Source organism: Methylobacterium sp. 1030, assembly GCF_040544715.1.
In the GTDB taxonomy this organism is placed as follows: Bacteria; Pseudomonadota; Alphaproteobacteria; order Rhizobiales; family Beijerinckiaceae; genus Methylobacterium.
The window spans coordinates 167,330-189,059 of the sequence record NZ_JBEPKM010000006.1; the positions used below are offsets into that span (position 1 = coordinate 167,330).

Annotated in this window: 20 protein-coding genes; 8 read left to right on the top strand and 12 right to left on the bottom strand. The window is 70.7% G+C overall.

Annotated features, from left to right (window positions below):
• Positions 1-20 precede the first annotated feature (20 nt).
• From dksA to ABIC30_RS10530, 4 genes are all read right to left on the bottom strand, one after another.
• Positions 21-440 carry an RNA polymerase-binding protein DksA gene (gene dksA, locus ABIC30_RS10515; RefSeq protein WP_132366079.1) on the bottom strand — a complete coding sequence of 140 codons (420 nt, stop codon included), beginning with the start codon at positions 438-440 and terminating at the stop codon, positions 21-23.
• 182 nt (positions 441-622) lie between these two features.
• A complete protein-coding gene (locus tag ABIC30_RS10520; RefSeq protein WP_354454875.1) occupies positions 623-1,630 on the bottom strand; it encodes a hypothetical protein in 1,008 nt (335 codons plus the stop codon).
• Positions 1,631-1,632: 2 nt separating this feature from the next.
• Positions 1,633-3,006, bottom strand: coding sequence for an MBOAT family O-acyltransferase (locus ABIC30_RS10525; protein WP_091925165.1), 1,374 nt, complete (start codon positions 3,004-3,006; stop codon positions 1,633-1,635).
• Between the two features lie 127 nt (positions 3,007-3,133).
• On the bottom strand, positions 3,134-4,381 hold the full coding sequence (locus ABIC30_RS10530) for an Hsp70 family protein (RefSeq protein WP_020092924.1): 1,248 nt from the start codon (positions 4,379-4,381) through the stop codon (positions 3,134-3,136).
• 244 nt (positions 4,382-4,625) lie between these two features.
• Between ABIC30_RS10530 and ABIC30_RS10535 the strand changes: the two genes are divergently transcribed.
• On the top strand, positions 4,626-6,122 hold the full coding sequence (locus ABIC30_RS10535; RefSeq protein WP_103984877.1) for a helicase HerA domain-containing protein: 1,497 nt from the start codon (positions 4,626-4,628) through the stop codon (positions 6,120-6,122).
• 63 nt (positions 6,123-6,185) lie between these two features.
• Here the strand turns inward: ABIC30_RS10535 and ABIC30_RS10540 are convergent, their stop codons facing one another.
• Positions 6,186-6,614 carry a flagellar assembly protein FliX gene (locus ABIC30_RS10540; RefSeq protein WP_020092926.1) on the bottom strand — a complete coding sequence of 143 codons (429 nt, stop codon included), beginning with the start codon at positions 6,612-6,614 and terminating at the stop codon, positions 6,186-6,188.
• Positions 6,615-6,854: 240 nt separating this feature from the next.
• Between ABIC30_RS10540 and ABIC30_RS10545 the strand changes: the two genes are divergently transcribed.
• Genes ABIC30_RS10545 through ABIC30_RS10555 form a run of 3 tightly spaced genes read left to right on the top strand, consistent with a single transcriptional unit; the run spans position 6,855 to position 8,836 of the window.
• The gene (locus tag ABIC30_RS10545) at positions 6,855-7,991 is read left to right on the top strand and encodes a flagellar basal body P-ring protein FlgI (RefSeq protein WP_042672916.1); all 1,137 of its coding nucleotides are present in this window, start codon (positions 6,855-6,857) and stop codon (positions 7,989-7,991) included.
• A 25-nt stretch (positions 7,992-8,016) separates the two neighbouring features.
• The gene (locus tag ABIC30_RS10550; RefSeq protein ID WP_020092928.1) at positions 8,017-8,376 is read left to right on the top strand and encodes a rod-binding protein; all 360 of its coding nucleotides are present in this window, start codon (positions 8,017-8,019) and stop codon (positions 8,374-8,376) included.
• Entirely contained in the window at positions 8,363-8,836 is a 474-nt protein-coding gene (locus tag ABIC30_RS10555; RefSeq protein WP_020092929.1) for a hypothetical protein, read from the top strand. Before ABIC30_RS10550 ends, ABIC30_RS10555 begins: the two co-directional genes overlap by 14 nt.
• Here the strand turns inward: ABIC30_RS10555 and ABIC30_RS10560 are convergent.
• The 5 genes from ABIC30_RS10560 to ABIC30_RS10580 all read right to left on the bottom strand — a co-directional run bounded on the left by ABIC30_RS10560 (position 8,833) and on the right by ABIC30_RS10580 (position 14,491).
• Positions 8,833-9,168: a porin family protein gene (locus ABIC30_RS10560; protein WP_020092930.1), complete on the bottom strand. Its 336-nt coding sequence runs from the start codon at positions 9,166-9,168 to the stop codon at positions 8,833-8,835. The two genes, ABIC30_RS10555 and ABIC30_RS10560, sit on opposite strands and share 4 nt — an antisense overlap.
• A 1-nt stretch (position 9,169) precedes the next feature.
• Entirely contained in the window at positions 9,170-9,430 is a 261-nt protein-coding gene (locus ABIC30_RS10565; RefSeq protein WP_020092931.1) for a hypothetical protein, read from the bottom strand.
• Positions 9,431-9,577: 147 nt separating this feature from the next.
• The gene (locus ABIC30_RS10570; protein WP_020092932.1) at positions 9,578-11,185 is read right to left on the bottom strand and encodes a hypothetical protein; all 1,608 of its coding nucleotides are present in this window, start codon (positions 11,183-11,185) and stop codon (positions 9,578-9,580) included.
• Between the two features lie 2 nt (positions 11,186-11,187).
• Positions 11,188-13,071: a flagellar hook-associated protein FlgK gene (flgK, locus tag ABIC30_RS10575; protein WP_354454879.1), complete on the bottom strand. Its 1,884-nt coding sequence runs from the start codon at positions 13,069-13,071 to the stop codon at positions 11,188-11,190.
• A 34-nt stretch (positions 13,072-13,105) separates the two neighbouring features.
• The gene (locus ABIC30_RS10580) at positions 13,106-14,491 is read right to left on the bottom strand and encodes a flagellar hook protein FlgE (RefSeq protein WP_020092934.1); all 1,386 of its coding nucleotides are present in this window, start codon (positions 14,489-14,491) and stop codon (positions 13,106-13,108) included.
• Positions 14,492-14,801: 310 nt separating this feature from the next.
• Between ABIC30_RS10580 and ABIC30_RS10585 the strand changes: the two genes are divergently transcribed.
• Both ABIC30_RS10585 and ABIC30_RS10590 read left to right on the top strand, forming a co-directional pair.
• Positions 14,802-15,269, top strand: a complete 468-nt coding sequence (locus tag ABIC30_RS10585) for a BLUF domain-containing protein (protein ID WP_020092935.1) — start codon at positions 14,802-14,804, stop codon at positions 15,267-15,269.
• 7 nt (positions 15,270-15,276) lie between these two features.
• Positions 15,277-15,735, top strand: coding sequence for a response regulator (locus ABIC30_RS10590; protein ID WP_020092936.1), 459 nt, complete (start codon positions 15,277-15,279; stop codon positions 15,733-15,735).
• Between the two features lie 36 nt (positions 15,736-15,771).
• Here the strand turns inward: ABIC30_RS10590 and ABIC30_RS10595 are convergent, their stop codons facing one another.
• Positions 15,772-17,385, bottom strand: a complete 1,614-nt coding sequence (locus ABIC30_RS10595) for a peptide chain release factor 3 (protein ID WP_056531911.1) — start codon at positions 17,383-17,385, stop codon at positions 15,772-15,774.
• Positions 17,386-17,570: 185 nt separating this feature from the next.
• Between ABIC30_RS10595 and ABIC30_RS10600 the strand changes: the two genes are divergently transcribed.
• Positions 17,571-19,100 carry a DUF1800 domain-containing protein gene (locus ABIC30_RS10600; protein WP_354454882.1) on the top strand — a complete coding sequence of 510 codons (1,530 nt, stop codon included), beginning with the start codon at positions 17,571-17,573 and terminating at the stop codon, positions 19,098-19,100.
• A complete protein-coding gene (locus tag ABIC30_RS10605; RefSeq protein WP_354454884.1) occupies positions 19,097-20,284 on the top strand; it encodes a DUF1501 domain-containing protein in 1,188 nt (395 codons plus the stop codon). Before ABIC30_RS10600 ends, ABIC30_RS10605 begins: the two co-directional genes overlap by 4 nt.
• Positions 20,285-20,545: 261 nt before the next feature.
• Here ABIC30_RS10605 and ABIC30_RS10610 read toward each other — a convergent pair whose 3' ends face one another.
• On the bottom strand, positions 20,546-21,592 hold the full coding sequence (locus tag ABIC30_RS10610; RefSeq protein WP_091980080.1) for a threonine aldolase family protein: 1,047 nt from the start codon (positions 21,590-21,592) through the stop codon (positions 20,546-20,548).
• Positions 21,593-21,730: the final 138 nt, after the last annotated feature.

The window sequence follows — 21,730 nt, forward strand, 5'->3', positions numbered from 1 at the left end:
GGCGCGCGGGCCGGACCCGGTCAGTCGTCGCGGTAGACCCGCTCGCGGCGCTCGTGCCGCTCCTGCGCCTCGAGGGACAGAGTGGCGATCGGGCGCGCGTCGAGGCGGCGCAGGGAGATCGGCTCGCCGGTCTCCTCGCAGAAACCGTAGGACCCGTCCTCGATTCGGGCCAGCGCCGCGTCGATCTTGCCGGTGAGCTTGCGTTGGCGGTCCCGGGCCCGCAGCTCGATCGCCCGGTCCGTCTCGGAGGATGCGCGGTCGGCGAGGTCGGGGTGGTTCTCGTTCTCGCTCTGCAGCGCCACCAGCGTATCCTGCGCCTCGCGCAGGATGTCGTTCTTCCAGCTCATCAGCTTGCGCCGAAAATATTCGCGCTGCCGGTCGTTCATGAAGGGCTCGTCGTCGGACGGGACGTAGCCGTCCTCCAGCTGCACCTTCGCCATGCGTCACCCTCGCTGGATGGTAAACCGCCCACCAGGGGATGGCCGGTGTGCGGCGATAACGTGAGGTGCCGTATAGTCGAGGTGCCTCATCGCCACAACGCACACGGATGCAGGGGCTGTAACTGGCTGTCACTGCATCGCCGCGTGCGGCAAACAGGCCACGGTACAGATGTTTTACGCTGTCATCTGGTCCGCAACCGTACGATCGCTTCTGCGATCTCCGTGGTCAGGCTCCGAGCGATCGGCAGCCTGTAATGGGTCCGGTCGAAGAACTGGTCGGGATCGGCCGCCGCGGGGCGGCCGTCGCGCCAGTCGACCACCGTGCTGAGCGCGTGGGTCGCCAACACCGTGCGCACCTCGGCCCGGCAGGCGGCCTCGGCCCGCGCCCGAGGGCTGCCGGGCGGCGGCTCGCCGCGGGCGTAGACCGGCGGGAACACCACCACGACCGGCGTCTCCGCCGGGATCCGGGTCAGCTCGGCGCGCAGTCGCGCCGCGATCGGGAACGGCCCGCCGTGGCGCGGCTCCGGCTCAGGCCCGACCGGCTTCTCCAGCGCCGCCTTCTTGGCGGGATCGACGCCGAAGCCCTGGCTCAGGTAGTTGCGCTCGTAATCCCACCAGCCGTCGGCCGCGGCGGTCTTGCGGCGTGGGTTCAGGAGCCAGCCGATGCGGTTGACCGTCTCCTGCGCGGCCGAGAAGCGGATCAGCCCGCGCAGGTAGGCGGGCCAGTCCCCCACGAGCCAGTAGGGAAAGCCGTGCTCGCTCGGGAAGGACGGGTCGTCCGCGCACCAGAACGCGTCGGCCGAGAGCACGATCGCGGCGGGGCGGGCGTGGTGCTGCAGGTACCATCCCAGCAAGGCGAACTGCTCGGACGGGCCGGTGGCCGGCACCGAGAGCTGGAGGAACGGGATGCCGGTGAGCCGGGTCAGTGCCGCCGGCTCGATGAGTTGGATGTGCGAGTTGCCGATCACCACGCCCGCATAGGCCGGATCGCGGCCGCGGACGGCCGAGGCCGTGCGGGGCCCCTGCGGCCGCACGGCCCCCCGGGACAGCAGCGTCGAGCGGCCGGTATCGTAGGGGTCGACCAGCACCGCGAGGGCGAGGTAGCCCGCGAAGAGGCCGACCATCGACAGGGCCAGGGCGCGGGCGAAGCCGCGCCAGTCCCTGTCGGTCGTGGGGGGTGCGGACGCCATCCTCAGAACTGGAAGTAGATGAACTCGTAGTTCGCATCGTCGCCGATCTTGAGCAGGACGAGCACGAACAGCAGCGCGAAGCCGAAGGCGAGGAGCCGGCGCGGCGGCAGCCGGTGCACCGCGTTCCAGGCGGTGGGCCCGACCGTCGCGACCAGGGCGGCGATGGCGATGGTGCGCCACTTGAAGCCGGAGCCCCTCGGCGCGAGCCCGAAGAGTCCTTTGAAGATCGCGAGGGCCGCTTCGAAGCTCGTCGCGCGGAACAGAACCCAGGTCAGCACGACGAACAGGCTGGTGAGCACCCAGCCCAGCGGCGCAGGGATCGCGATCCGGGCCCGGCGCGCCAGGACACCGGCCCCGAGGCCGATCCCGTGCAGCGCCCCCCAGGCGAGGAAGGTCAGGCCGGCCCCGTGCCAGAGGCCGCCGAGCGTCATCGTGGCGACGAGCGCCCCGACCTGCCGCGGCAGCCCGCGGCGGTTCCCGCCCATCGGGATGTAGAGGTAGTCGCGCAGGAAGCGCGACAGGGTCATGTGCCAGCGCCGCCAGAAGTCGCGGAGCGACGTGGCGCGGTAGGGCGCGTCGAAGTTCTGCGGCAGGACGAGGCCGAACAGCAGCGCGATGCCCAGCGCCATGTCGGTGTAGCCGGAGAAGTCGAAGTAGATCTGGAACGTGAAGCCGAGCGTCGCCTGCCACGCCTCGACCACCGTGACGGCCTTGCCGGCAGCGGCGGCCTGGAACACCGGGTTCACGTATTCCGCGAGCGGATCGCCGAGGAACACCTTCTTGGCGAGGCCGACGGTCAGCAGCATCAGCCCGCGGGCGAAGCGCTCGGCGGCGTCGGGCCGCGCGTAGGGCGCCTCGTCGAACTGGTGCATGATCTCGCTCCAGCGCACGAGCGGGCCGGCGAGAACCTGCGGGAAGAACGCGATGTAGAGGGCGTATTTCACGAGCCCGAAGCCCGGCGCCCGGCCGGCCCGCAGGTCGGCGAGATACATGATGTGGTGGAAGGTGAAGAACGAGATGCCGAGCGGCAGGGCGAGGCCGAGCCGCTGCGCCTCCAGGCCGGGGATCAGGTTGGCGAGGTCGGCCGCGAAGTCGAGGTACTTGAACACGCCGAGCAGCGCGAGGTTGGCGGCGATCGCCGCCGGGATCAGCCAGCGGCCGGGCCACCGGCGATAGGCGCGCGCCACGCACCAGTTCGCCAGGATCGAGCCGGCCAGCAGCGGCACGAACCGGACGTCCCACCAGCCATAGAACACGAAGGACAGGGCGACGAGGAGCGGCAACCGCCACGCGGGGGCGGCGCGCGCCACCAGGCCGTGCAGGATCAGCGCGGCCGGCAGGAAGGCGAGGAGGAAGACGAAGGAGTTGAACAGCATCGGGCGAGGCGGCGCGGAGGAGCCCGGATGGGCCGCCGTTGTCTCCGAGCGGGAGGGACCGCCTTGTCGAGGATCAAGGCCGGCCCGTCAATCGCCGCAGAGGCGGCGCGCCCGGCCGGGCGCGGCCTCACGCTCCGCGGCTGGCCGCCTCGATGGTCAGGCCCAGTCCCACCGAGCCGAACGTGTCGCCCTCCACCACCCGGGCGGCCGGCAGCGCGGCCCTCAGCGCGGCGCGCAGGTGCGGCAGGCCGGTGGAGCCGCCGGTGAGGAACAGGGCGTCGACCCGGTCGGCCGTCAGCTCCGCCTGCGCGAGGCAGCGCGCGATCCGGGCCGCGACGGCGCGGGCGAGGTCCCCCGTCTGGGCGGACAGGGTCGCGCGATCCACCGGGACCGCGAGCCCGGGCTCCAGGAGGCCGAGGTCGAGCAGGGTCGCGTCCTGTTCGGACGCCGCGATCTTGGCGCTCTCCACTGCCCCGGCCAGGGCGTGACCGCGCTCGCCCTCCACCGCCTCGCGCAGCCGCGCGAGCAGGTCGGGCCGGGCGCCGTCGCGGATGACCTCGTCGATCTCGCGCAGGGTCTTCTGATTGTAGAGGCGGTTGATCGCCGACCACGTGGCGAGGTCGTGGTAGTAGGCGTTCGGCACCGCGAGGTCGCCGCGGCGCATCGGGCTTCCGAGGCCCAGGAGCGGCATCACCGTTCCGAGGCTGAGCTGTCGGTCGAAATCGGTGCCGCCGATCCGCACCCCGTCGTTGGCCAGGATGTCGCCGGCCCGGTCCGGCCGCCCCCGCCGCTCCGGCGCGAGGCGCACGATGGAGAAGTCCGAGGTGCCGCCGCCGATGTCGGCGACGAGGGCGATCTCCTCCGCGCGGACCTGGCGCTCGTAGTCGAGTGCCGCGGCGATTGGCTCGTACTGGAACGAGACCTCCCGGAAGCCGACGTCGCGGGCGATGTCGCGCAGCGTGTCCTCCGCGCGGCGATCCGCCTCCGGGTCGCCGTCGACGAAGTGGACCGGGCGGCCGTGGACCACCGTGTCGAGGCTCTGGCCGCTGGCGGCCTCCGCCCGCGCCTTCACGGCGGTGAGGTAGCGGGCGATGACGTCGCGCAGGCGCAGCCGCTGGCGGCCGACCGGGGTCGCCTCATCCATGAGCGGCGTGCCGAGCACGGATTTCAGCCCGCGCATCAGCCGGCCGGACCGGCCCTCGACATAGGCCGCCGTGGCGGCCCGGCCGATGATCGGCTCCCGTCCGAGCTCGAAGAAGATCGCGCTCGGGATTGTCCGGTGCGCGCCCTCCAAGGGCAGCAGCGTCGGGCCGTCCGGGCCAAGATGCCCGAGCGTGGTGTTCGACGTGCCGAAATCGAGGCCGCAGGCCGCCATCGTGTTGTGGATCCGGGACTGGAGAGAAGGGCCGTGGGCCTACAGGGCCGCCATGTCGGGGTCCAGGGCGGAAGAGCGGAGCCCGGGGCTCCCGCAAGGGGGTTGACGGCCCGATCGCGCACCGGCGGCGGAGCCACGCCGCGGACCGACGCCCGCATGCGGCCCACACGCGGCCCACATGCGGGAAGCGTGGACAGTGCCGCGGCGGCACACCCGGACCCGCCGGGCCGTGCTATGAGGCCCCATGCGTTCCGACATCGATCTCGGCCTGACCGGCGAGCGCCCCGCGCTCCTCGACCTCACCGAACTGCTCGCCACGCGGCTCCTGGTTCAGGGCAATTCCGGGTCCGGCAAATCGCACCTGCTGCGGCGGCTGCTCGAGCAGAGCGCCGGCCTCGTGCAGCAGGCGATCATCGATCCGGAGGGCGACTTCGCCAGCCTCGCCGACCGCTACGGCCACGTCGTGGTGGAGGCCGACGGCGACGACGTCGCCCTGCAGCGGATCGCCGCCCGGGTGCGGACCCACCGGGTCTCGGTGGTGCTGTCGCTGGAGAATCTCGACGCCGACGGCCAGATGCGGGCCGCCGCCGCCTTCCTGGGCGGCCTGTTCGACGCCGACCGCGACCATTGGTACCCGATGCTGGTGGCCGTGGACGAGGCGCAGCTCTTCGCGCCCGCGGCCGCCGGCGAGGTCTCAGACGAGGCCAGGCGCCTGTCGCTCGGCGCGATGACCAACCTCATGTGCCGCGGCCGCAAGCGCGGGCTCGCCGGCATCATCGCCACGCAGCGCCTCGCCAAGCTCGCCAAGAACGTCGCGGCCGAGGCCTCGAACTTCCTGATGGGCCGGACCTTCCTCGACATCGACATGGCACGCGCCGCCGACCTCCTCGGGCTGGAGCGCCGGCAGGCCGAGACGTTCCGTGACCTACCGCGCGGGCATTTCGTGGCCCTGGGACCGGCCCTGTCCCGGCGCCCGCTCACCATCGCGGTCGGGCCGACCCAGACCGTGAGCCGGAGTTCCTCGCCGGTCCTCGTGCCGCTGCCCGACGCCCTGGAGGATGCCCGCGCGCTGATCCTCACAGCGAGCCCCGCCGAGACCGTCGCGCCGCTGGCGCCGCGGCCGAAGCCGCGCCCCGCGCCGGCGCCAGACGTGCTCGTCCAGCTCGCCAATTACCGTCCGCCGGCTCCGGCGGAGGAGCCGGAGGAGGAACCCATGGACCCGGAGGCCCGCGAGGCGGCGCTCGCCGAGGTGCTGGCCTCCGTGCTGGCGGATGCCGACGCCGCCGCCTGCACTCCCGCCACGCTCTACCAGGACTTCACGGTCCGCTGCCGGATCCGGCGCCTGCGCGGCGACACGATGGGTCTGCCCGAGTTCAAGCGGCGCCTCGCGGTCGCGCGGGCCGAGGCCGGCGGCGCGGTCGCGGACAATTCCGGCTGGGAGCAGGCCCAGGCGATCGCGGCCGGCCTGCCGGACGACCTCGCCGGCCTGTTCCTCGTGGTCGCGCGGGCCGCCATCGAGGGCGCCCCCTGCCCCACCGACACCGTGCTGGCCGAGGCCTACGGCACCAGCTCGGGCGGCCGGGCGCGGCGGATGCTGGCCTATCTCGAGGAGCGCGGCGCCATCGTCACCCGCAAGGACCTGCGCGGCGCACCGATCATCGCGGTGCCGGATCTCGGCGTCGAGACCGGACCGGGCGAGCCGCAGATGCTGCCGACGGGCCCGAAGCGGCGGGCGGGGTAGCGGGATCGGGCGCTCGCCGGGCGCGGTACCGGGATGCGCCCAGGGTCAGGGGCGGAAGCCCGGTCAGACGCGCCGGGCCATCTCCAACTTGGCGAGTTCCACCGCGGCGCGCAGTTCGATCTCGGCCATCAGGCCGTCGAGCCGGGGATCCCCCGAGAGGCCGGCACGCTCGTTCAGGCGGCCGGCGATGGCGCGCAGATCCTGCGGCGCGACGCGGCCGCCGAGCAGTGCCGCCTTCAGCCGGTCGAGGCCGTCGAGGAGGTCCTGGCCGCGCTGGGCGGAGCGCCGCCGCCGCTCCTGGGGCGTGTCGGCCTCGGCCTGGAGAAGCAGGACCGCGTCGAGCCCGGCGAGCGTCGCGGCGGCGGCCGGCGCGCCGGCAGACGTCGTCGACGACGGGGCCGCGCCGAGGCTGAAGGCTGCGCCGCCCTCGGGCTTCCGGGCGGACGCGACACCGCCGGCGCTCTGGATCGGCTGGCGAGTCTCGACACGCATGATCCGGTTCGCGTTGCTCCAAGCGCCCCCGCGCAGAACCGGAAATTCGGCCGCCAGGGTTAAGCGCGGGTAAACAAGCCGGCAGAAGCTGCCGGGTCGGCAGGTTCGGTGCCGGCACCGCGAGGCGCGAGGCCAGACCTGGCCCGGAAAAACTTTGTTTTCTTCAATGGCTTGCACAGATCTGGCGGCTGGCACGACCCTGGCAGGATGGGGGCAGGTCCGTCACGGTCGAAACACGGCATGCGCCCGCGTCACGCGTTCAGTCCTCTCCGGTCTCTCTCGGTCGCCCTCGCGGGCGCCCTGCTTCTCGCCGCGCTGTCCGTGCCGGCGCTCGCCCTGTCGCGCGTCAAGGATCTCGCCTCCATCGAGGGCGTTCGCCAGAACCAGCTCGTCGGCTACGGCATCGTGGTCGGCCTCAACGGAACCGGCGACACGCTGAACAACATCCCGTTCACCAAGCAGTCGCTTCAGGCCATGCTGGAGCGCCTCGGCGTCAACACCCGCGGCGCCACGATGCGCACGCAGAACCTCGCCGCCGTGATGGTGACCGCGAGCCTGCCGCCCTTCGCCGCGCAGGGCACCCGGATCGACGTGACGGTCTCGTCGCTGGGCGACGCCAAGTCCCTCCAGGGCGGCACCCTGCTGGTGACGCCGCTGCTCGGCGCCGACGGCGAGGTCTACGCCCTGGCGCAGGGCTCGGTGGCGATCGCCGGCTTCGCCGCCGAGGGCGATGCCGCGAAGATCACCCGGGGCGTGCCGACCAACGGCCGGATTTCCAACGGCGCCAATATCGAGCGCGAGATCGCCTTCAAGCTGAACGACGCCCGCTCGCTGCGTCTGTCGCTGCGCAACCCGGATTTCACCACCTCGAAGCGGATCGCCGCGGCGATCAACGACTTCATGGGCGCCGACACCGCCGAGCCCACCGACCCGGCCACCGTCACGATCCAGATCCCGTCCCGCTACAACGGCAACATGATCCGCCTCATCACCGAGGTGGAGCAGCTGAAGGTCGAGCCTGACCAGACCGCCCGGGTCGTGGTCGACGAGCGTTCCGGCATCATCGTCATGGGCCGGGACGTGCGCGTGTCGACGGTGGCCATCGCCCAGGGCAACCTCACCGTCACCATCACCGAGCAGCCGCAGGTCAGCCAGCCGGCGCCGTTCTCCGACGGACGCACCGTCGTGGTGCCGCGCACGGGGGTGAAGGTCGATACCGGGGACGGAAACAAGCTCGCCCTGGTGAAGGAGGGTGTTAGCCTGCGCGAGCTGGTCGACGGTCTCAACGCCCTGGGCGTCGGCCCGCGGGATCTCATCTCGATCCTCCAGGCGATCAAGGCCGCGGGCGCGCTCCAGGCCGATATCGAGCTGATGTGACCGAACGGACGCGAAGGGACGATCCATGCTGCAACTCGCCAGTCTCGCGGCCAGCGCCGCCGCCAGCGTCGGAACCTCGGTGGCCGGGAGCGCCGTCGACGGGATCATCAAGACCGCCAACAAGGCCAAGGCCTTGAAGACGGCGACCGAGTTCGAATCGATGTTCCTGGAGAACAGCCTCGACCGGCTGACCCAGTCGGAGGGCACCGACGGGCCGCTCGGCGAGAACGGGACCGGCGGCGGTGTCTACCGCTCGATGCTGACCAAGGAATACGCGAAGCAGATTGTGAAGAGCGGCGGAGTCGGCATCGCCGATTCGGTTTTCCGTGAGATCATGAAGATGCAGGGCGCGGCGAGCGAGGGAGCGATCCATGCAAAGGGCTGAACCGCTGCGCGTCGGGGACCGGATCACCGCCGAGGCCCTGGTGGCGGGCGTGCTCGGCAACATGGCCGCGCTGGAAGCCGTGCTCGCCGAAGAGGCGGCCTACGTCCGGGAAGGGCGACTGCAGGAGGGCGTCGCCGCGGCCGAGCCGAAGGCCGCGCTGGCCGCCGCCTACATGCAGGGTCTCGAGGTCGCGAAGGCGAACGCCGTCGCACTGAAGCGCTTCCATCCCGACGGGGTCGAGGCCCTGCGCACCGCCCACCGGCGGTTCACCGCGGCCGTGGAGGCGAACCAGACGGTGCTCGCCAGCGCCAAGACCGTCTCGGAAGGGCTGATCAAGACCTTGGCGGAGGAGATCGGCCGGGCACAGCTCCCCTCCGGCTACGGGCGGCAGACGCCAGCGCCGTCCCCGTACGGCCGCGGCGTGCGCAGCGGGCCGCTGGTCCTCTCGCGCAACCTCTAGGGCCCGCCCGGACGGCGGCCGGCGCCGATCCGGACGTAGGTCCGCACCTCGCCGAGATCGGTGTCGACGCGGTTGTCGACCGCGATGCGGCCGGCGACAACTGGCGCTGCCGCGACGCCGCTCCCCGCGGCCAGATCCGCCCCCGCGACGACGCGGCCCGAGACGCGGAGGCAGCTGCCGCTCCCCGGCAGCCGCACGAAGCCCTGGCCCTTGGACGGGCACGGCACCGGCCCCGGGATCACGGGCAGATCCCGCAGGTCGAGGGCCTCGGCCGGGCCAGCGCCGGCCACGATCGCCGCGAGGGCAGCGCAGACCGGGATCCGGCCGCGCATCTCAGGCGGCCTGGCGGGCGAGATCCCGGTGAAGCAGGTCGATGTAGTGCTCGACCTCGCCGACGAACCCGTCGAGGTCGGGCTCGTGGATGCGCAGGCGGGCGAGGTCCCGCAGCAGGATGTCGAGGGCGATGGCGCGCTCTTCGGGATGCACGTAGCCCGCGAGGTAGGTGTCGACGGCCTGCTCGACCAGGACGATCGCGCCGCTACGCGGGACGGCTCCCAGGCGGAGGACGAGTTCGATGGGTCCGGACAGCGCCATGCCGACCTCTCCTCAATCGAATGACGGCGCGTGGGCGCGACCGCACGCTGCGCTTCATTCCCGGAAAGCGGCAAGACTATGGTGAACCCGACACGTCGCGAGATTTTTCGAGCGTCAGGCGCGCGTTGACCGGTCTCGGCGATCAGCTCAGCTGATGTAGTTCACGAGGGAGAGCTTCGAGAGCGTCGCGGTCACCTGATAGCTGGCCTGGAGCCGGTTCTGCACGTCGAGCAGCTTGGTGATGACCTCCTCGGGGGAGATCTGCTCGATCCCGTCCAGGGTATTCTGGACGGTGTTCTGGAGCGCCTTGTTGGTCGTGCCGGCATTCGAGAGCCGCGTCGACGCGACGGTGAGCTGCGTGACCGTGTCCTGGACGCTCGGGGTCTGGTTGGCGGACGAGAGCAGGCTGCCGGCCTTCGTCGCCACCGTCTGGTAGGTGTTGTAGGTGTTGGCGTCGTTCGTGGTGGGCAGGCCGAAGGCCATGGTCGCCAGGCCGGCGAGCACGTTCTGGACCGCGGGATCGTTGGCGCGGGCGCCTGTCCCGACGCTCCCGGTCGCGCTCACCTGGACCGACTGCGTGTCGATCGCCGAGGTCGGCTGCGGGACTGCCGGCGGCGCGGGCTGCGTGTAGGTGTTCTCGCCCTGGTACCACAGCACCGTGTCCTGAGGCGTGGCCGCCCTGTAGCCGACCGGGGTGGTGCCATCGTACAGGATGCGCTGCGGCATCACGCCCGACCCCGACGGGCCGCCTTCCGCCGCGCCGGAGAAGAAGTTCGACGCGGTCGCCGCGGTGGCGTTCACCGCCAGCGTGCTGTTGGCCGCACCGGTCAGCGCGTTGCTCAGTGTCGCCGACAGGTTGGCCATCGTCTGGGCGGGCGTCGAGCCGATGGCGAAGTTGGTGATCGATTTCGGGTCCGCGCTCGTCGCGGCCGTGAGCGTGATCGTCGTGGAGGTGCCGTCGGCCATCTTCAGCGCGAACGACACGGTGTCGCCGGCGCTCGGCTGCGTCGTCATGCTGAGGCTGAAGCTGCCCGGGCTCGTGGCCGTGCCCGCCGTGTAGGTCGCGCCGATCGCCGAGCCGGTCGTGGTCGGCGCGCCCGCCAGGGTGAAGCCGAATTGCCCTCGGGTCAGGTTGTTCGACTCTTCGGTGACCCGCACGCTCGTGGCCGGGCTGGCCAGAGTCTGCGTCAGGCGGCCGTTGCCCCCCGCGCCGAGCTCGGCGGTGACCCGCTGCGAGATCAGGGTCGAGAGGCCGTCGAGCGTGTTGCCGCTCGCGTCGGTCGTGCCGTTGAGGATCTTGCTCGAATCGACCACCGGCTGGGTCGTGGTGTCGGTGCCGCCGAACAGGTAGTTGCCCGCCGCCGATTCGTTGAGCGTGTCGAGCGCCGTCTGCAGGTTGGCCAGCGCCGTCGACCGGCCGGAGACCGAGTTCGCCGCCACGCTCTGCAGGCCGTTCTGGAGCATCGTCCCGGTGGAGGTGCCGAGGGTCGCAACCTGCGTCAGGCTCGTGACCGCGAGGTCGGTCCGGGTCTGCGCGGCGGTGATTCCGGCGGCGTAGCCGGAGAGCGCGCTCAGGGTGGCCTGCGCGGACAGAGCCGTCGACCGCCCGGAGCCGAGGCCGCCATAGGTCTGCGAGACCTGACCGCTCGAGAGCTGGTTGGTCAGGTCGTTGAGCTGGCTCTTCAGCGCCTGGAGCTGAGAGGCGTTGCGGTTGGTGATGTAGGAGCCGGCCGCGAAGGGCGTGATCGTCGTCATGATCAGATCTGCAGCAGCTGGTTGAGCATGTCGCGGGCCGCGGTGAGCACCCGGGCGTTGGCGCCGTACGCGGTCTGCAGGGCGATCAGGTTCGACATCTCTTGGTCGATGTTGACGCCCGCCCCGGCGGAGAACCGGCTCTGCGCGGTGGAGAGCGCCGTCTGCTGGGTGGCGTCGAGGGCGGCGGCGTTCGACGCGTTGGCCCCCTGCGTGGACACGATGTCCTGCGCGAAACCGATCACGGTGGCGCTGTAGGGGGCCGAGACGCCGCCGATGCCGCTCGACGACGAGAAGGTCTGCTGGTTCGCGGTGAGCGCCGTGAACAGCTTCTGGGCGCGGGCGCCCGACGTGCTCGTGTCCGTGGCGCTCGTCGCCGTCAGCGCGGCGGTGTTGCCCGCCAGCGCGCCGTTGACCGCGATGCGCTGGGCGAAACCGGTGAGCTGCGAGCCGCCGTCGAACGTGCCGGTGTAGAGCTTGTTGCCCGTACCGTCGACGAACATCGCGATCGACGGGTTGCCGGTGTTCAGGTCCGACGCCGAGACGGCCGTGACGCTGGCGCTCGCCGCGCCGGCGACCTTGCCGGCCGCCCCCAGCGTCAGCGTTGCGCTGGTGGCGGTCGAGGAGACCGGACTCGCCGACAGTGTCGGCAGCTTGTAGGTGCTGCCGGAGGCGTTGAACGTGGCGAAGGCGGACTGGATCGCCGCCGCGTAGGTGCCGGGCCCGCCGCTGGCATTGAAGGTCAGCGTGAGGCCGCTGGCATCCGTGGTCTGCGCGGCGGGCACGACCGCGCCGCTGGAGGTCGCGGACGCCACCAGCGTCACGTTGCGCACGGCCCCGGTGTTGTCGGTGACCGGGAAGGTGATCGTGTTCCCGGGCTGCATCGTCGAGACGCTGATCTGCGTGTCGGTCCCGCTGTACGTCCCGGTGGTCGCGGTATTCGTGAGCGCCTTTGAGAGGCCGGCCGCGAGATCGTCGAGCTGCCGCTGCGCCTGCGGCAGGGTCTGGTCGCGCATCTCGATCTCGGCGGCGAGGCTGCCGGACCGCAGCACGCCGGGGGCGCCGAGGTCGATCTTGCCGCCGCCCGGCAGCGTCGCCGTGATGGTTCCGACCGTCCGCTGGGCGGGGTCGGTCGAGTAGCTCGCGGTGGGGCTGAGCACGCCGCGTCCGTCGAAGGTCAGGGTCGCGGCGTTCCCGCGGTCGACCAGCGTCACGCCCGAACGGGTCATGACGGAGACCGTCCCGTCGCGCTGCGGGACCGTCTGCACGTCCATGTAGCTCGACAGGTTGTTGATCGCCTGGTCGCGCTGGTCCTGAAGATCGGTCAGCGAGGTGCTGTCAGTGGTGTTCTGGATCTTGCCGTTGAGCGTCGCGATGTTGGACAGGATGGTGCTCGCCGCGCTCGTGTCGGTGCCGAGCTGCGACTCGAGGCCGGTGCGCAGATTCTGCACCGTTCCGGCGGCGCTGTTGATGAGGCTCGCGACGGCCGCGGCATTGCCCAGCACCGTCGTGCGGGCGGCCGCCGAGGTCGGGTTCGCGGCGAGTTCCTGGAGCGATTGGGTGAAGGTGTTCAGCGTCCCGTCGAGGGAGGTGGAGCTGCCGGGCACGCCGTAGAGGGCGTCGAGCTGGGCGGCGATGCCGGACTTGGTGCCCGTGTAGGCGGCCCCCGAGGTCTCCAGCCGGAGCTGGTTCAGCGCCGCGGCGTCGAAGCTGCGGGTGATCGTGCCGGCGGCCACGCCGGAATTGTTCGTCCCGGTGGCGACCGTCGAGAGCGTGCGCTTGACGTAGCCCGCCGTCCCGGCATTGGCGACGTTCTGCGAGACGATGTTGATCGCCGCCTGGGTGGCGGCGAGGCCTGCGCTCGAGGTGGAGATCGCATTCAGCGACATGTCACGGCCTCCGCGGCTCGAATCGCACCCTCACTCAGCGGATCACGTTGAGCAGATCAGACATCATCGTCTGGGCCGTCGACATGACGCGCGTGTTCGCAGAGTAAGCCTGCTGGGTTACGATCATCTTAGAGAATTCGGTCGCAATGTCGGTGTTCGATTGCTCGTTGCTCGCGCCCGAGATCGTGCTGCCGTTGAGGCCCGCGAGCGGAGGCCCCGAATCGACCGTCTGGAGATAGTTCCCGTTCGTATCGGCCTTCAGACCGTCGGCATTGGCGAACTGGACGACGCCGACCGAGGCGAGAGCCACGACCGAACCGTTAGAGAAGGTGCCGTTGACCTTGCCGTCCGGACCGACGGCCACGCTCGTGAGCGTCCCGGAGCTGTTGCCGTTCTGCGTCAGCGCGTTGGTCGTCGCCGCACCGGTCGTGTCGGCATACTGCGTCAGGCCTGAGGCGCTGAGATTCATGTTGAGGCTGGGGAATGTGTAGTCACCCATGGTGATCGGCCCCAGCGGGATCGGGTTCGTCGAGGGCGAGGTGAGCTTCCCGGTGGAATCGAAGGTGAAGGCCGTGCCCACGTTGTTCCAGTCGGACGTCGTGAGCGCGCTCGGGTTGGTGGAGTAGTACAGGTTCCACACGGCCGGCTGAGCCGGCGTGGTCGTCGCGTCCTGGACCTTGGCCCAGCGGGTCGTCAGCGTGAGCGGCGCGCCGGTCGACGTGTAGACCGGCAGCGACGGGCCGGCGATGCTGTTGCTCATGAAGGTCGAGACGGCACCGGTCTGGGTCGAATCGACCTTGACGCCGGTCTGCCCCGATCCGGAGGTCACGACGGCCGCGGTATTCTGATTGTAGAGATCGGATCCCGACGTCGCCGAGGCCGACGTGCTCGGCGTCGAGGGCAGGTTGGCGGCGTAGGTGATCGTCGTGGTGGCCTGCGCCGGCAGCGCCGAGTTGCCGATCTTGATCGGACCGATGCTGGTCGTCTGACCGGTGATCGGATCGAGGTTGGATCCGGTCAGGTATCCGCCGGCGCCGTTGACCAGATAGCCGTCCTTGTCCTGGGCGAAATCGCCCCGGCGCGTGTACAGGCTCGTGCCGCCGAACGATGTGGCGCCGTTCGCGTCTCCGGTCTTCTGCACGACGGTGAAGAAGCCCTGGCCGTTGATGGCCATGTTGGTGGGCACGCTCGACGAGACCACGTTGCCGGCCAGGGTGTTGGTGAGCTGCGACTGGGGCAGCACCGAACCCGCGACCTCGCGGCCCGGCGTCTTCTCGGACATCAGGTCGACGAAGCTGGTGTCGATGCGCTTGTAGCCGGTCGTCTGCGAGTTCGCGATGTTCCCGGAGATGTTGCTGATGGCGTAGGACTGCGCCTGGAGTCCGGAGACCGAGGTCTGCAGGGCGGTGAAAAGATCCATGGCGAACGATCCCGATGCGCGCCGCACTGGCCCGCAGGCCGGTCCGGCCGCAACCGGCATGCCAGGGCTAAGTCCTTGAGAATCCTGGACCGGATTGTCGACGACCCGGCAGGGTTGACCGGTCATGGCCGCGCGCCCGGCAGATCCTGCCGGGTCGGATCCGCGGGCGCGGAGATCCGGACCGGAAGTCCCGTCCCCCGCGTTTACGCGGTGTTATTCGACACGCGCGAAGATGCCGCCGGGCCGGGGCCACGCGCGGTGCGTCCTGTCCGGAAGCGCTGAACGGGTACGGATTGCGGATCTCGGGATCATGCGGGCGAAACGGACAAGCCTCGTCCACATCATCTACTTCTCGCGTCTCAACCTGTCGTCGGACGCGGCGAAGAGGTCCGAGCAGATCAGCGATATCGGTCGCATCGCTCAGAAGAAGAACGAGTTCGCGGTGATCACGAGCTTTCTGGTCATCGAGGGCAACTTCGCCTGCCAGGTCATCGAGGGCGAGCGCACATCCGTGCACGAGACCTTTGACCGGGTGAGTGCCGACAGCCGGCACCGCGAGGTCCAGATCAGCGAGTGGCGGGAGATCACCAAGCGCGAGTTCGTCCACTCGTTCAAGAGCGCGCAGCGCACGGCCGGGAACGACACGCTGTTCGCCAAGGCCAACCTGCTCCCGATGCTCCAGCGCGGAACGCCGAAGGCGTCCGCGATACACGGGCTGTGCCTGTCGCTGCAGTCCGACGCGATGTCCCGTCAGGGCATCGACCACCTCTTCATCTGAGCCGCCGATGTCCGAGAGCGATACGCCCCCGATTCTCATCGTCGACGATCAGGAGAAGCTCCTGCGGCTGATCGTGATGCTGATGACCCGCATCGGCTTCCCGGACGTCGAGGGCGTCACCAACGCGCCCGAGGCGCTGGAGCGGATGCGGCAGCGCCGCTACGCCCTGGTGATCTCCGATCTCGACATGGAGCCCATGGACGGGCTCACCCTGCTGCGCGAGATCCGCGCCGACGACGCGCTGATGAACACGCCCTTCATGCTCACCGAGTCGTCCTTCGACTTCGAGGACATCAACCTCGCCCACCAGGCGGGCGCGGACGCCTTCATCCTCAAGCCGTTCGACATGGCGGTGCTGAAGACCAAGCTGAAGCAGGTCCTCAACCGCAAGCCGCGCAAGCGCGAGGCGCCGATCGCGTCCGAATCGACCCTCAGCGTCGAATTCCCGATGCTCGGCAAGTTCTGACGCCGCGCCGGCGCAGCGCGGCGCCGGCGGCGCGGATCAGGCCGCCCGCTTCTGGTAGTCCTTCACGTCGGTGAAGCGCACGGCCGGGTAGCGCTCCTCCTCGTAGCGGAGCGAGAAGGCCGTGGTCGCCATAAAGACCGGGGCACCGTCGAGGTCCTTGGCCATGGCCGAGCCGTGCGAGTCGATGAACTTGTCGAGCTCGGCCTCCGAATCGGACGACACCCAGCGGCAGACCGAGAATCGCGAAGTCTCGTAATCCACCGGCAGGCCGTACTCGGCCTGGAGCCGCTCCTTCAGCACGTCGAGCTGCAGCGCGCCGACCACGCCGACGATCGCCTGGCTGCCGTCCTGAGGCACGAAGACTTGGACGACACCCTCCTCGCCCATCTGCTGGAGCGCCTCGCGCAGCTTCTTGGCCTTCATGGCGTCGGTCAGCTTGATCCGGCGCAGGATCTCTGGCGCGAAGCTGGGCACCCCGCGGAACACGATGTCCTCGCCCTCGGTGAGCGTGTCGCCGATGCGCAGCGTGCCGTGGTTCGGGATGCCGACCACGTCGCCCGCGTAGGCCTCGTCGGCGATGGCACGGTCCTGGGCGAAGAAGAATTGCGGCGCCGAGAGCGAGATCGGCTTGCCGGTGCGCACCAGCCGGGCCTTCATGCCCCGGTTGAGCTTGCCCGAGCAGACCCGCATGAACGCGATCCGGTCCCGGTGATTCGGGTCCATGTTCGCCTGGATCTTGAACACGAAGCCGGTCATGCGCGGCTCGGTCGGCTCGACGAGGCGCTTGTCGGCGTCCTGGCCGCGGGGTGGCGGCGCCACCTTGGCGAGACCGTCGATCAGGTCGCGCACGCCGAAATTGCGCAGCGCCGAGCCGAAGAAGACCGGCGTCAGGTGCCCCTCGCGGAACGCGTCGAGGTCGAACGGCTTCAGCCCGCCCTCGGCGAGTTCGACCTCCTCGCGCCACGCGTCGGCCGCGCCGTCCTCGGTGAGCAATTCGTCGAACAGCTTGTCGCCGGGACCCGAGACCGGGACCATCCCCGCATCCTCGGCGGCGTCGAGGCGGCGGACACGGTTGCCGCCGAGCTCGTAAGTACCGGAGAAGTTGCGGCCGGTGCCGATCGGCCACGTGACCGGGGCGACGTCGAGGGCCAGCGTCTTCTCGATCTCGTCCAGAAGCTCGAACGGGTCTCGCGCCTCGCGGTCGAGCTTGTTGACGAACGTGACGATCGGGATGTCGCGCAGGCGGCAGACCTCGAACAGCTTGCGCGTGCGCGCCTCGATGCCCTTCGCGGCATCGATCACCATGACGGCCGAATCGACCGCCGTCAGCGTCCGGTAGGTGTCCTCGGAGAAGTCCTCGTGGCCGGGCGTGTCGAGGAGGTTGAAGACGCAGTCGCCGTACTCGAAGGTCATCACCGAGGTGACCACCGAGATGCCGCGCTCCTTCTCGATGCCCATCCAGTCGGAGCGGGTCGAGACCCGGTTGCGCTTGGCCTTCACCTCGCCGGCGAGCTGGATCGCGCCTCCGAACAGCAGAAGCTTCTCGGTGAGCGTGGTCTTGCCCGCGTCGGGGTGGGAGATGATCGCGAAGGTGCGCCGCCGCGACACCGGATCGGCCGGCCTCGCCTCGGTCTTGGTCTGCATCAGCATGGAGCGAACGCTCTGGGTCGGCGGAACGTGGTGGTGCGCGGCGCGGCACTCGCGCGGTCTCGGGATCGTGTAGCGGCAAGCCCCGATATTGGCAAAGACAGCGGCAGAATGGGGCCTCCTTTCAGGCACCGTACAGGGGCGCGACACCACGCTTCCCCGGTCGATCCACGCTTCGCGAGGCCCCGATGTCGCGCGCCGCAGCACGCTGCTGTCTGGTCACCGCTCTGCTGTTCGCCTCCGCGGGCCCCGGGCCCCGCGCGGCCGAGGCGCCGCAGCGCGCCGCAGCGGCCGACGCCGCCTTCCTCGATGCCCTGACCTGGGGCGCCACGCCCTCGGCCTTCGCGCAGCTCACCGCGGAGGGGCGGGCGCGCTGGCTACACGATCAGCTTCACCCGCCCGCCGAAATGCGCCTGCCCCCCGACGCCCAGGCGCAGGTCGACGCGCTGACCCCGCCGGGCAGCCTGTTCGAGCGGGCCCAGGCCCTGGACGCGCAGGCCAAGGCGGCGAAGGACATCGCCGATCCCGAGGCCAGGAAGGTTGCGCAGCAGGCTTTCCAGGCGGCGCTCAACACGGCCGCGCGGAACGCCGCCTCCGTCTGGGTACTGCGGGCGCTCTACAGCCCCGACCAGCTGCGCGAGCGCCTGACGTGGTTCTGGTTCAACCGGCTCAACGTCCACCAGGGAAAGTCGACGCTGCGCGCCGCCGTGGGCGACTACGTCGAGACGGCGATCCGCCCGCACGTGCTCGGGCGCTTCCGCGACCTGCTGATGGCGAGCCTGCGCCACCCGGCGATGCTGCGCTACCTCGACAACGACGCCAACGCCGCCGGCCGCCCGAACGAGAACTACGCCCGGGAGATCATGGAGCTGCACACGATGGGTGTCGGCTCCGGCTACACGCAGGGCGACGTCGAGGCGCTGGCCCGGATCCTGAGCGGGGTCGGCATCGACCTGAAGCCCGAGAACCCGAAGCTCCGCCCCGAGCGCGCCGCCGACTTCCGCCGGGACGGCCTGTTCGCGTTCAACCCGAACCGGCACGATTATGGCGACAAGGTCTTCCTCGGCACGCGCATCCGGGGGCGCGGCTGGCCCGAGGTCGAGGAGGCGGTCGACCTGATCGCTCGCAACCCCGCCACCGCGACCAACGTCTCCCGGGCGCTGGCGACCTACTTCCTCGGGCAGGCACCCGACGATGCCCTCGTCGCCCGGCTCGCCGCCGTCTTCACGCGGACCGACGGCGACATCGCCGCGGTGATGGAGGCGCTGGTGCGCGAGCCGGCCTTCACGGCCGAGCGCGGCGGCGCCTTCAAGGACCCGGTGCGCTATGTCTTCTCGGCCCTGCGCATGGCCTACGACGGGCGCGTGATCCGCAACGCCGGCCCGGTGCTCGGCTGGCTGAACCGCCTCGGCGAGGGCCTGTTCAACCGCTCGACGCCGGACGGCTACCCCCTCGACGCGGCCGCCTGGAACGGGCCCGGGCAGCTCGCGACACGGTTCGAGATCGCCCGGCAGATCGGGTCCGGCTCGGCCGGCCTGTTCAAGCCGGCGCTGCCCGATCAGGCCGAGGAGCCGGCCTTTCCGGTGCTCGCCAACGGGCTCTATTTCTCGGCGCTGTCCGGCACCCTGTCGGCGGCGACGCGCGCGGCCCTCGCCCAGGCGGTCTCGCCGCAGGACTGGAACACCCTCTACCTCGCCTCGCCGGAGTTCATGCGATGAACCGTCGCGACCTGATCCGCGCCTCGGCGGCGCTCGGCCTGTCCACGTTGGCCGGCCGCGTCTGGGCCGCCCCGAAGGCCGACGCGCGCCTCCTCGTGGTGTTCCTGCGCGGCGCCTACGACGCCGCCAACGTGGTGATCCCGACCGGCAGCGACTTCTATTACCGGTCGCGGCCGAACCTCGCGATCCCGAAGCCCGACGCGTCGGACCCGAAGGCGGCGCTGGCGCTCGACGCCGACTGGAGCCTGCACCCGGCTTTGCGCGACACGCTCCTGCCGCTCTACGCCAAGGGTCAGGCCGCCTTCGTGCCGTTCGCCGGCACCGACGACCTGACCCGGAGCCATTTCGAGACCCAGGACACGATCGAGATGGGCCAGACGGTCGGCGCGGCCCGCGACTACAATTCCGGCTTCATGGCCCGGCTCGCCGCGGAGCTGACCCGGGTCCGGCCGATCGCCTTCACCGACCAGATGCCGCTCATCTTCCGGGGCGGCGAGACGGTGCCCAACATCGCCATCAACGGGGTCGGCAAGCCCGGCATCGACGACCGGCAGGCCCGCCTCATCGCGGCGATGTACAGCGACACCAAGCTGGCCGCCGCCGTGACCGAGGGGTTCCGGGTGCGCGACGCGGTCTACCACACGATCTCCGATCATGCCGGGCAGGCCGACCGCGGGGCGGTCTCGCCCAAGGGCTTCGAGCTGTCGGCCCGGCGGATCGGCCGCCTGATGCGCGAGAACTTCAACCTCGGCTTCGTCGATGTCGGCGGCTGGGACACGCACGTGAACCAGGGCGCGGGCACCGGCTACCTCGCCGACCGACTCGGCGAGCTGGGGCGCGGACTCTCGGGCTTCGTCGAGGAGATCGGGCCGGGCTGGTCCGACACGGTGGTGGTTGTGCTGTCGGAGTTCGGGCGCACCTTCCGGGAGAACGGGAGCCGCGGCACCGATCACGGCCACGGCAGCGTCTACTGGATTCTCGGCGGCGGCGTCCGGGGCGGCCGGATCGCGGGACCGCAGGTGCGGGCCGACGAGGCGCACTTGTTCCAGAACCGGGACTATCCGGTGCTCACCGACTATCGCGGCCTGCTGGGCGGCCTGTTCCGGCGGCTCTACGGGCTCGACCAGGCGAGCCTGCGGCGGATCTTCCCCAGCGCGGACCCGGCGGATCTCGCGCTGCTGTAGGGAGCGGGCCGTCGCAGCGTCGCGCCGTCCCAGCACTCGCGAGCCCGGGCTCTCAGCCCCTCCATCATCGCGAGCGCAGCGAAGCGACCCAGGGCCGCACGAGTTCGGCAGGCGTCGCGCGACACTGGATTGCTTCGCTGCGCTCGCAAGGACGACCAAGCGCATGTCGTGCCGACGTATCGATGCTCCTCAGCGGATCCCGATATCAGCGCGCGCGAAACACCTTCAACGGGTTGGCTCCGCGCCGCTCTGTCCGCGCGCTCAGGCCGCGGCGGCCGCCAGGGCGCGCAGGTCGCCGACCAGCTCGTCGACCCGCTCCGTCCGGGCATCCCAGGCGAACATGAAGCGCGCCCCGCCGCCGATGAAGGTGTAGAACCGCCAGCCCCGGGCGCGCAGGCCCTCCATCGTGGCCGCCGGCATTGTCAGGAAGACCGCGTTCGCCTCGACGGGAAACAGAGCCCGCACCCCCGGCAGCCCGCCGACCGCCTCGGCGAAGCGGCGAGCGCAGGCGTTGCCGTGGGCCGCGTTCCGCAGCCACGCGCCGCTCTCCAGCATGCCGACCCAGGGGGCCGCGAGGAAGCGCATCTTCGAGGCGAGCTGGCCGGCCTGCTTGCAGCGGTAGCCGAAATCCTCCGCGAGCGTGGCGTCGAAGAACACCACCGCCTCACCGGCATGCATGCCGTTCTTGGTGCCGCCGAAGCACAGGACGTCGATGCCCGAGCGCCACGTCATGTCGGCGGGGCTGCACCCGAGGCTCGCGCAGGCGTTGGCGAAGCGCGACCCGTCCATGTGCAGGGCGAGGCCCAGCTCGCGGCAGGTCGCCGACAGGGCCCGCAGCTCGGCGAGGCTGTAGACCTGCCCGGTCTCGGTGGGCTGCGTGATCGTCACCACGCGCGGCCGCGGGAAGTGGATGTCGCTGCGGTTCTGCGCCAGCCCGCGGATCGCCTCCGGCGTGAGCTTGCCGCCCTCGGTCCGGACGGTCAGCAGCTTCGAGCCGTTCGAGAAGAATTCCGGCGCGCCGCACTCGTCGGTCTCGACATGGGCCGAGTCGGCGCAGATCACGCTGTGGTAGGACTGGCACAGCGCGGCCAGCGCCAGCGCGTTGGCGGCCGTGCCGTTGAAGGCGAAGAACACCTCGCACGGTGTCTCGAACAGGTTCCGGAAGGCGTCGGCCGCCCGGGCGGTCCAGGCGTCCTCGCCGTAGGCCGGGGCGTGGCCGCGATTGGCCGCCTCCATCGCAGCCCAGGCCTCCGGGCAGATGCCGGAATAGTTGTCGCTGGCGAATTGCTGCGAGTCGTCGTGTCTCATCCGCGCAACCTAGCACGGCGCAGGCGCGGATGGATCGCGCGGACAGGTTGGAACTGGTGCGCGCTTGGTGTAATAGCCCCGTCAAGGCGTGAGCTCCACGCCGATTCGGAAACCGACGTTCCCGTCCCTCCCGGGTTC

Bases quoted from the DNA above. Each gene is read 5' to 3' on its own strand.
- dksA (WP_132366079.1), bottom strand. From the start codon at position 440: ATGGCGAAGGTGCAGCTGGAGGACGGCTACGTCCCGTCCGACGACGAG.
- ABIC30_RS10520 (WP_354454875.1), bottom strand. From the start codon at position 1,630: ATGGCGTCCGCACCCCCCACGACCGACAGGGACTGGCGCGGCTTCGCC.
- ABIC30_RS10525 (WP_091925165.1), bottom strand. From the start codon at position 3,006: ATGCTGTTCAACTCCTTCGTCTTCCTCCTCGCCTTCCTGCCGGCCGCG.
- ABIC30_RS10530 (WP_020092924.1), bottom strand. From the start codon at position 4,381: ATGGCGGCCTGCGGCCTCGATTTCGGCACGTCGAACACCACGCTCGGG.
- ABIC30_RS10535 (WP_103984877.1), top strand. From the start codon at position 4,626: ATGCGTTCCGACATCGATCTCGGCCTGACCGGCGAGCGCCCCGCGCTC.
- ABIC30_RS10540 (WP_020092926.1), bottom strand. From the start codon at position 6,614: ATGCGTGTCGAGACTCGCCAGCCGATCCAGAGCGCCGGCGGTGTCGCG.
- ABIC30_RS10545 (WP_042672916.1), top strand. From the start codon at position 6,855: ATGCGCCCGCGTCACGCGTTCAGTCCTCTCCGGTCTCTCTCGGTCGCC.
- ABIC30_RS10550 (WP_020092928.1), top strand. From the start codon at position 8,017: ATGCTGCAACTCGCCAGTCTCGCGGCCAGCGCCGCCGCCAGCGTCGGA.
- ABIC30_RS10555 (WP_020092929.1), top strand. From the start codon at position 8,363: ATGCAAAGGGCTGAACCGCTGCGCGTCGGGGACCGGATCACCGCCGAG.
- ABIC30_RS10560 (WP_020092930.1), bottom strand. From the start codon at position 9,168: ATGCGCGGCCGGATCCCGGTCTGCGCTGCCCTCGCGGCGATCGTGGCC.
- ABIC30_RS10565 (WP_020092931.1), bottom strand. From the start codon at position 9,430: ATGGCGCTGTCCGGACCCATCGAACTCGTCCTCCGCCTGGGAGCCGTC.
- ABIC30_RS10570 (WP_020092932.1), bottom strand. From the start codon at position 11,185: ATGACGACGATCACGCCCTTCGCGGCCGGCTCCTACATCACCAACCGC.
- flgK (WP_354454879.1), bottom strand. From the start codon at position 13,071: ATGTCGCTGAATGCGATCTCCACCTCGAGCGCAGGCCTCGCCGCCACC.
- ABIC30_RS10580 (WP_020092934.1), bottom strand. From the start codon at position 14,491: ATGGATCTTTTCACCGCCCTGCAGACCTCGGTCTCCGGACTCCAGGCG.
- ABIC30_RS10585 (WP_020092935.1), top strand. From the start codon at position 14,802: ATGCGGGCGAAACGGACAAGCCTCGTCCACATCATCTACTTCTCGCGT.
- ABIC30_RS10590 (WP_020092936.1), top strand. From the start codon at position 15,277: ATGTCCGAGAGCGATACGCCCCCGATTCTCATCGTCGACGATCAGGAG.
- ABIC30_RS10595 (WP_056531911.1), bottom strand. From the start codon at position 17,385: ATGCTGATGCAGACCAAGACCGAGGCGAGGCCGGCCGATCCGGTGTCG.
- ABIC30_RS10600 (WP_354454882.1), top strand. From the start codon at position 17,571: ATGTCGCGCGCCGCAGCACGCTGCTGTCTGGTCACCGCTCTGCTGTTC.
- ABIC30_RS10605 (WP_354454884.1), top strand. From the start codon at position 19,097: ATGAACCGTCGCGACCTGATCCGCGCCTCGGCGGCGCTCGGCCTGTCC.
- ABIC30_RS10610 (WP_091980080.1), bottom strand. From the start codon at position 21,592: ATGAGACACGACGACTCGCAGCAATTCGCCAGCGACAACTATTCCGGC.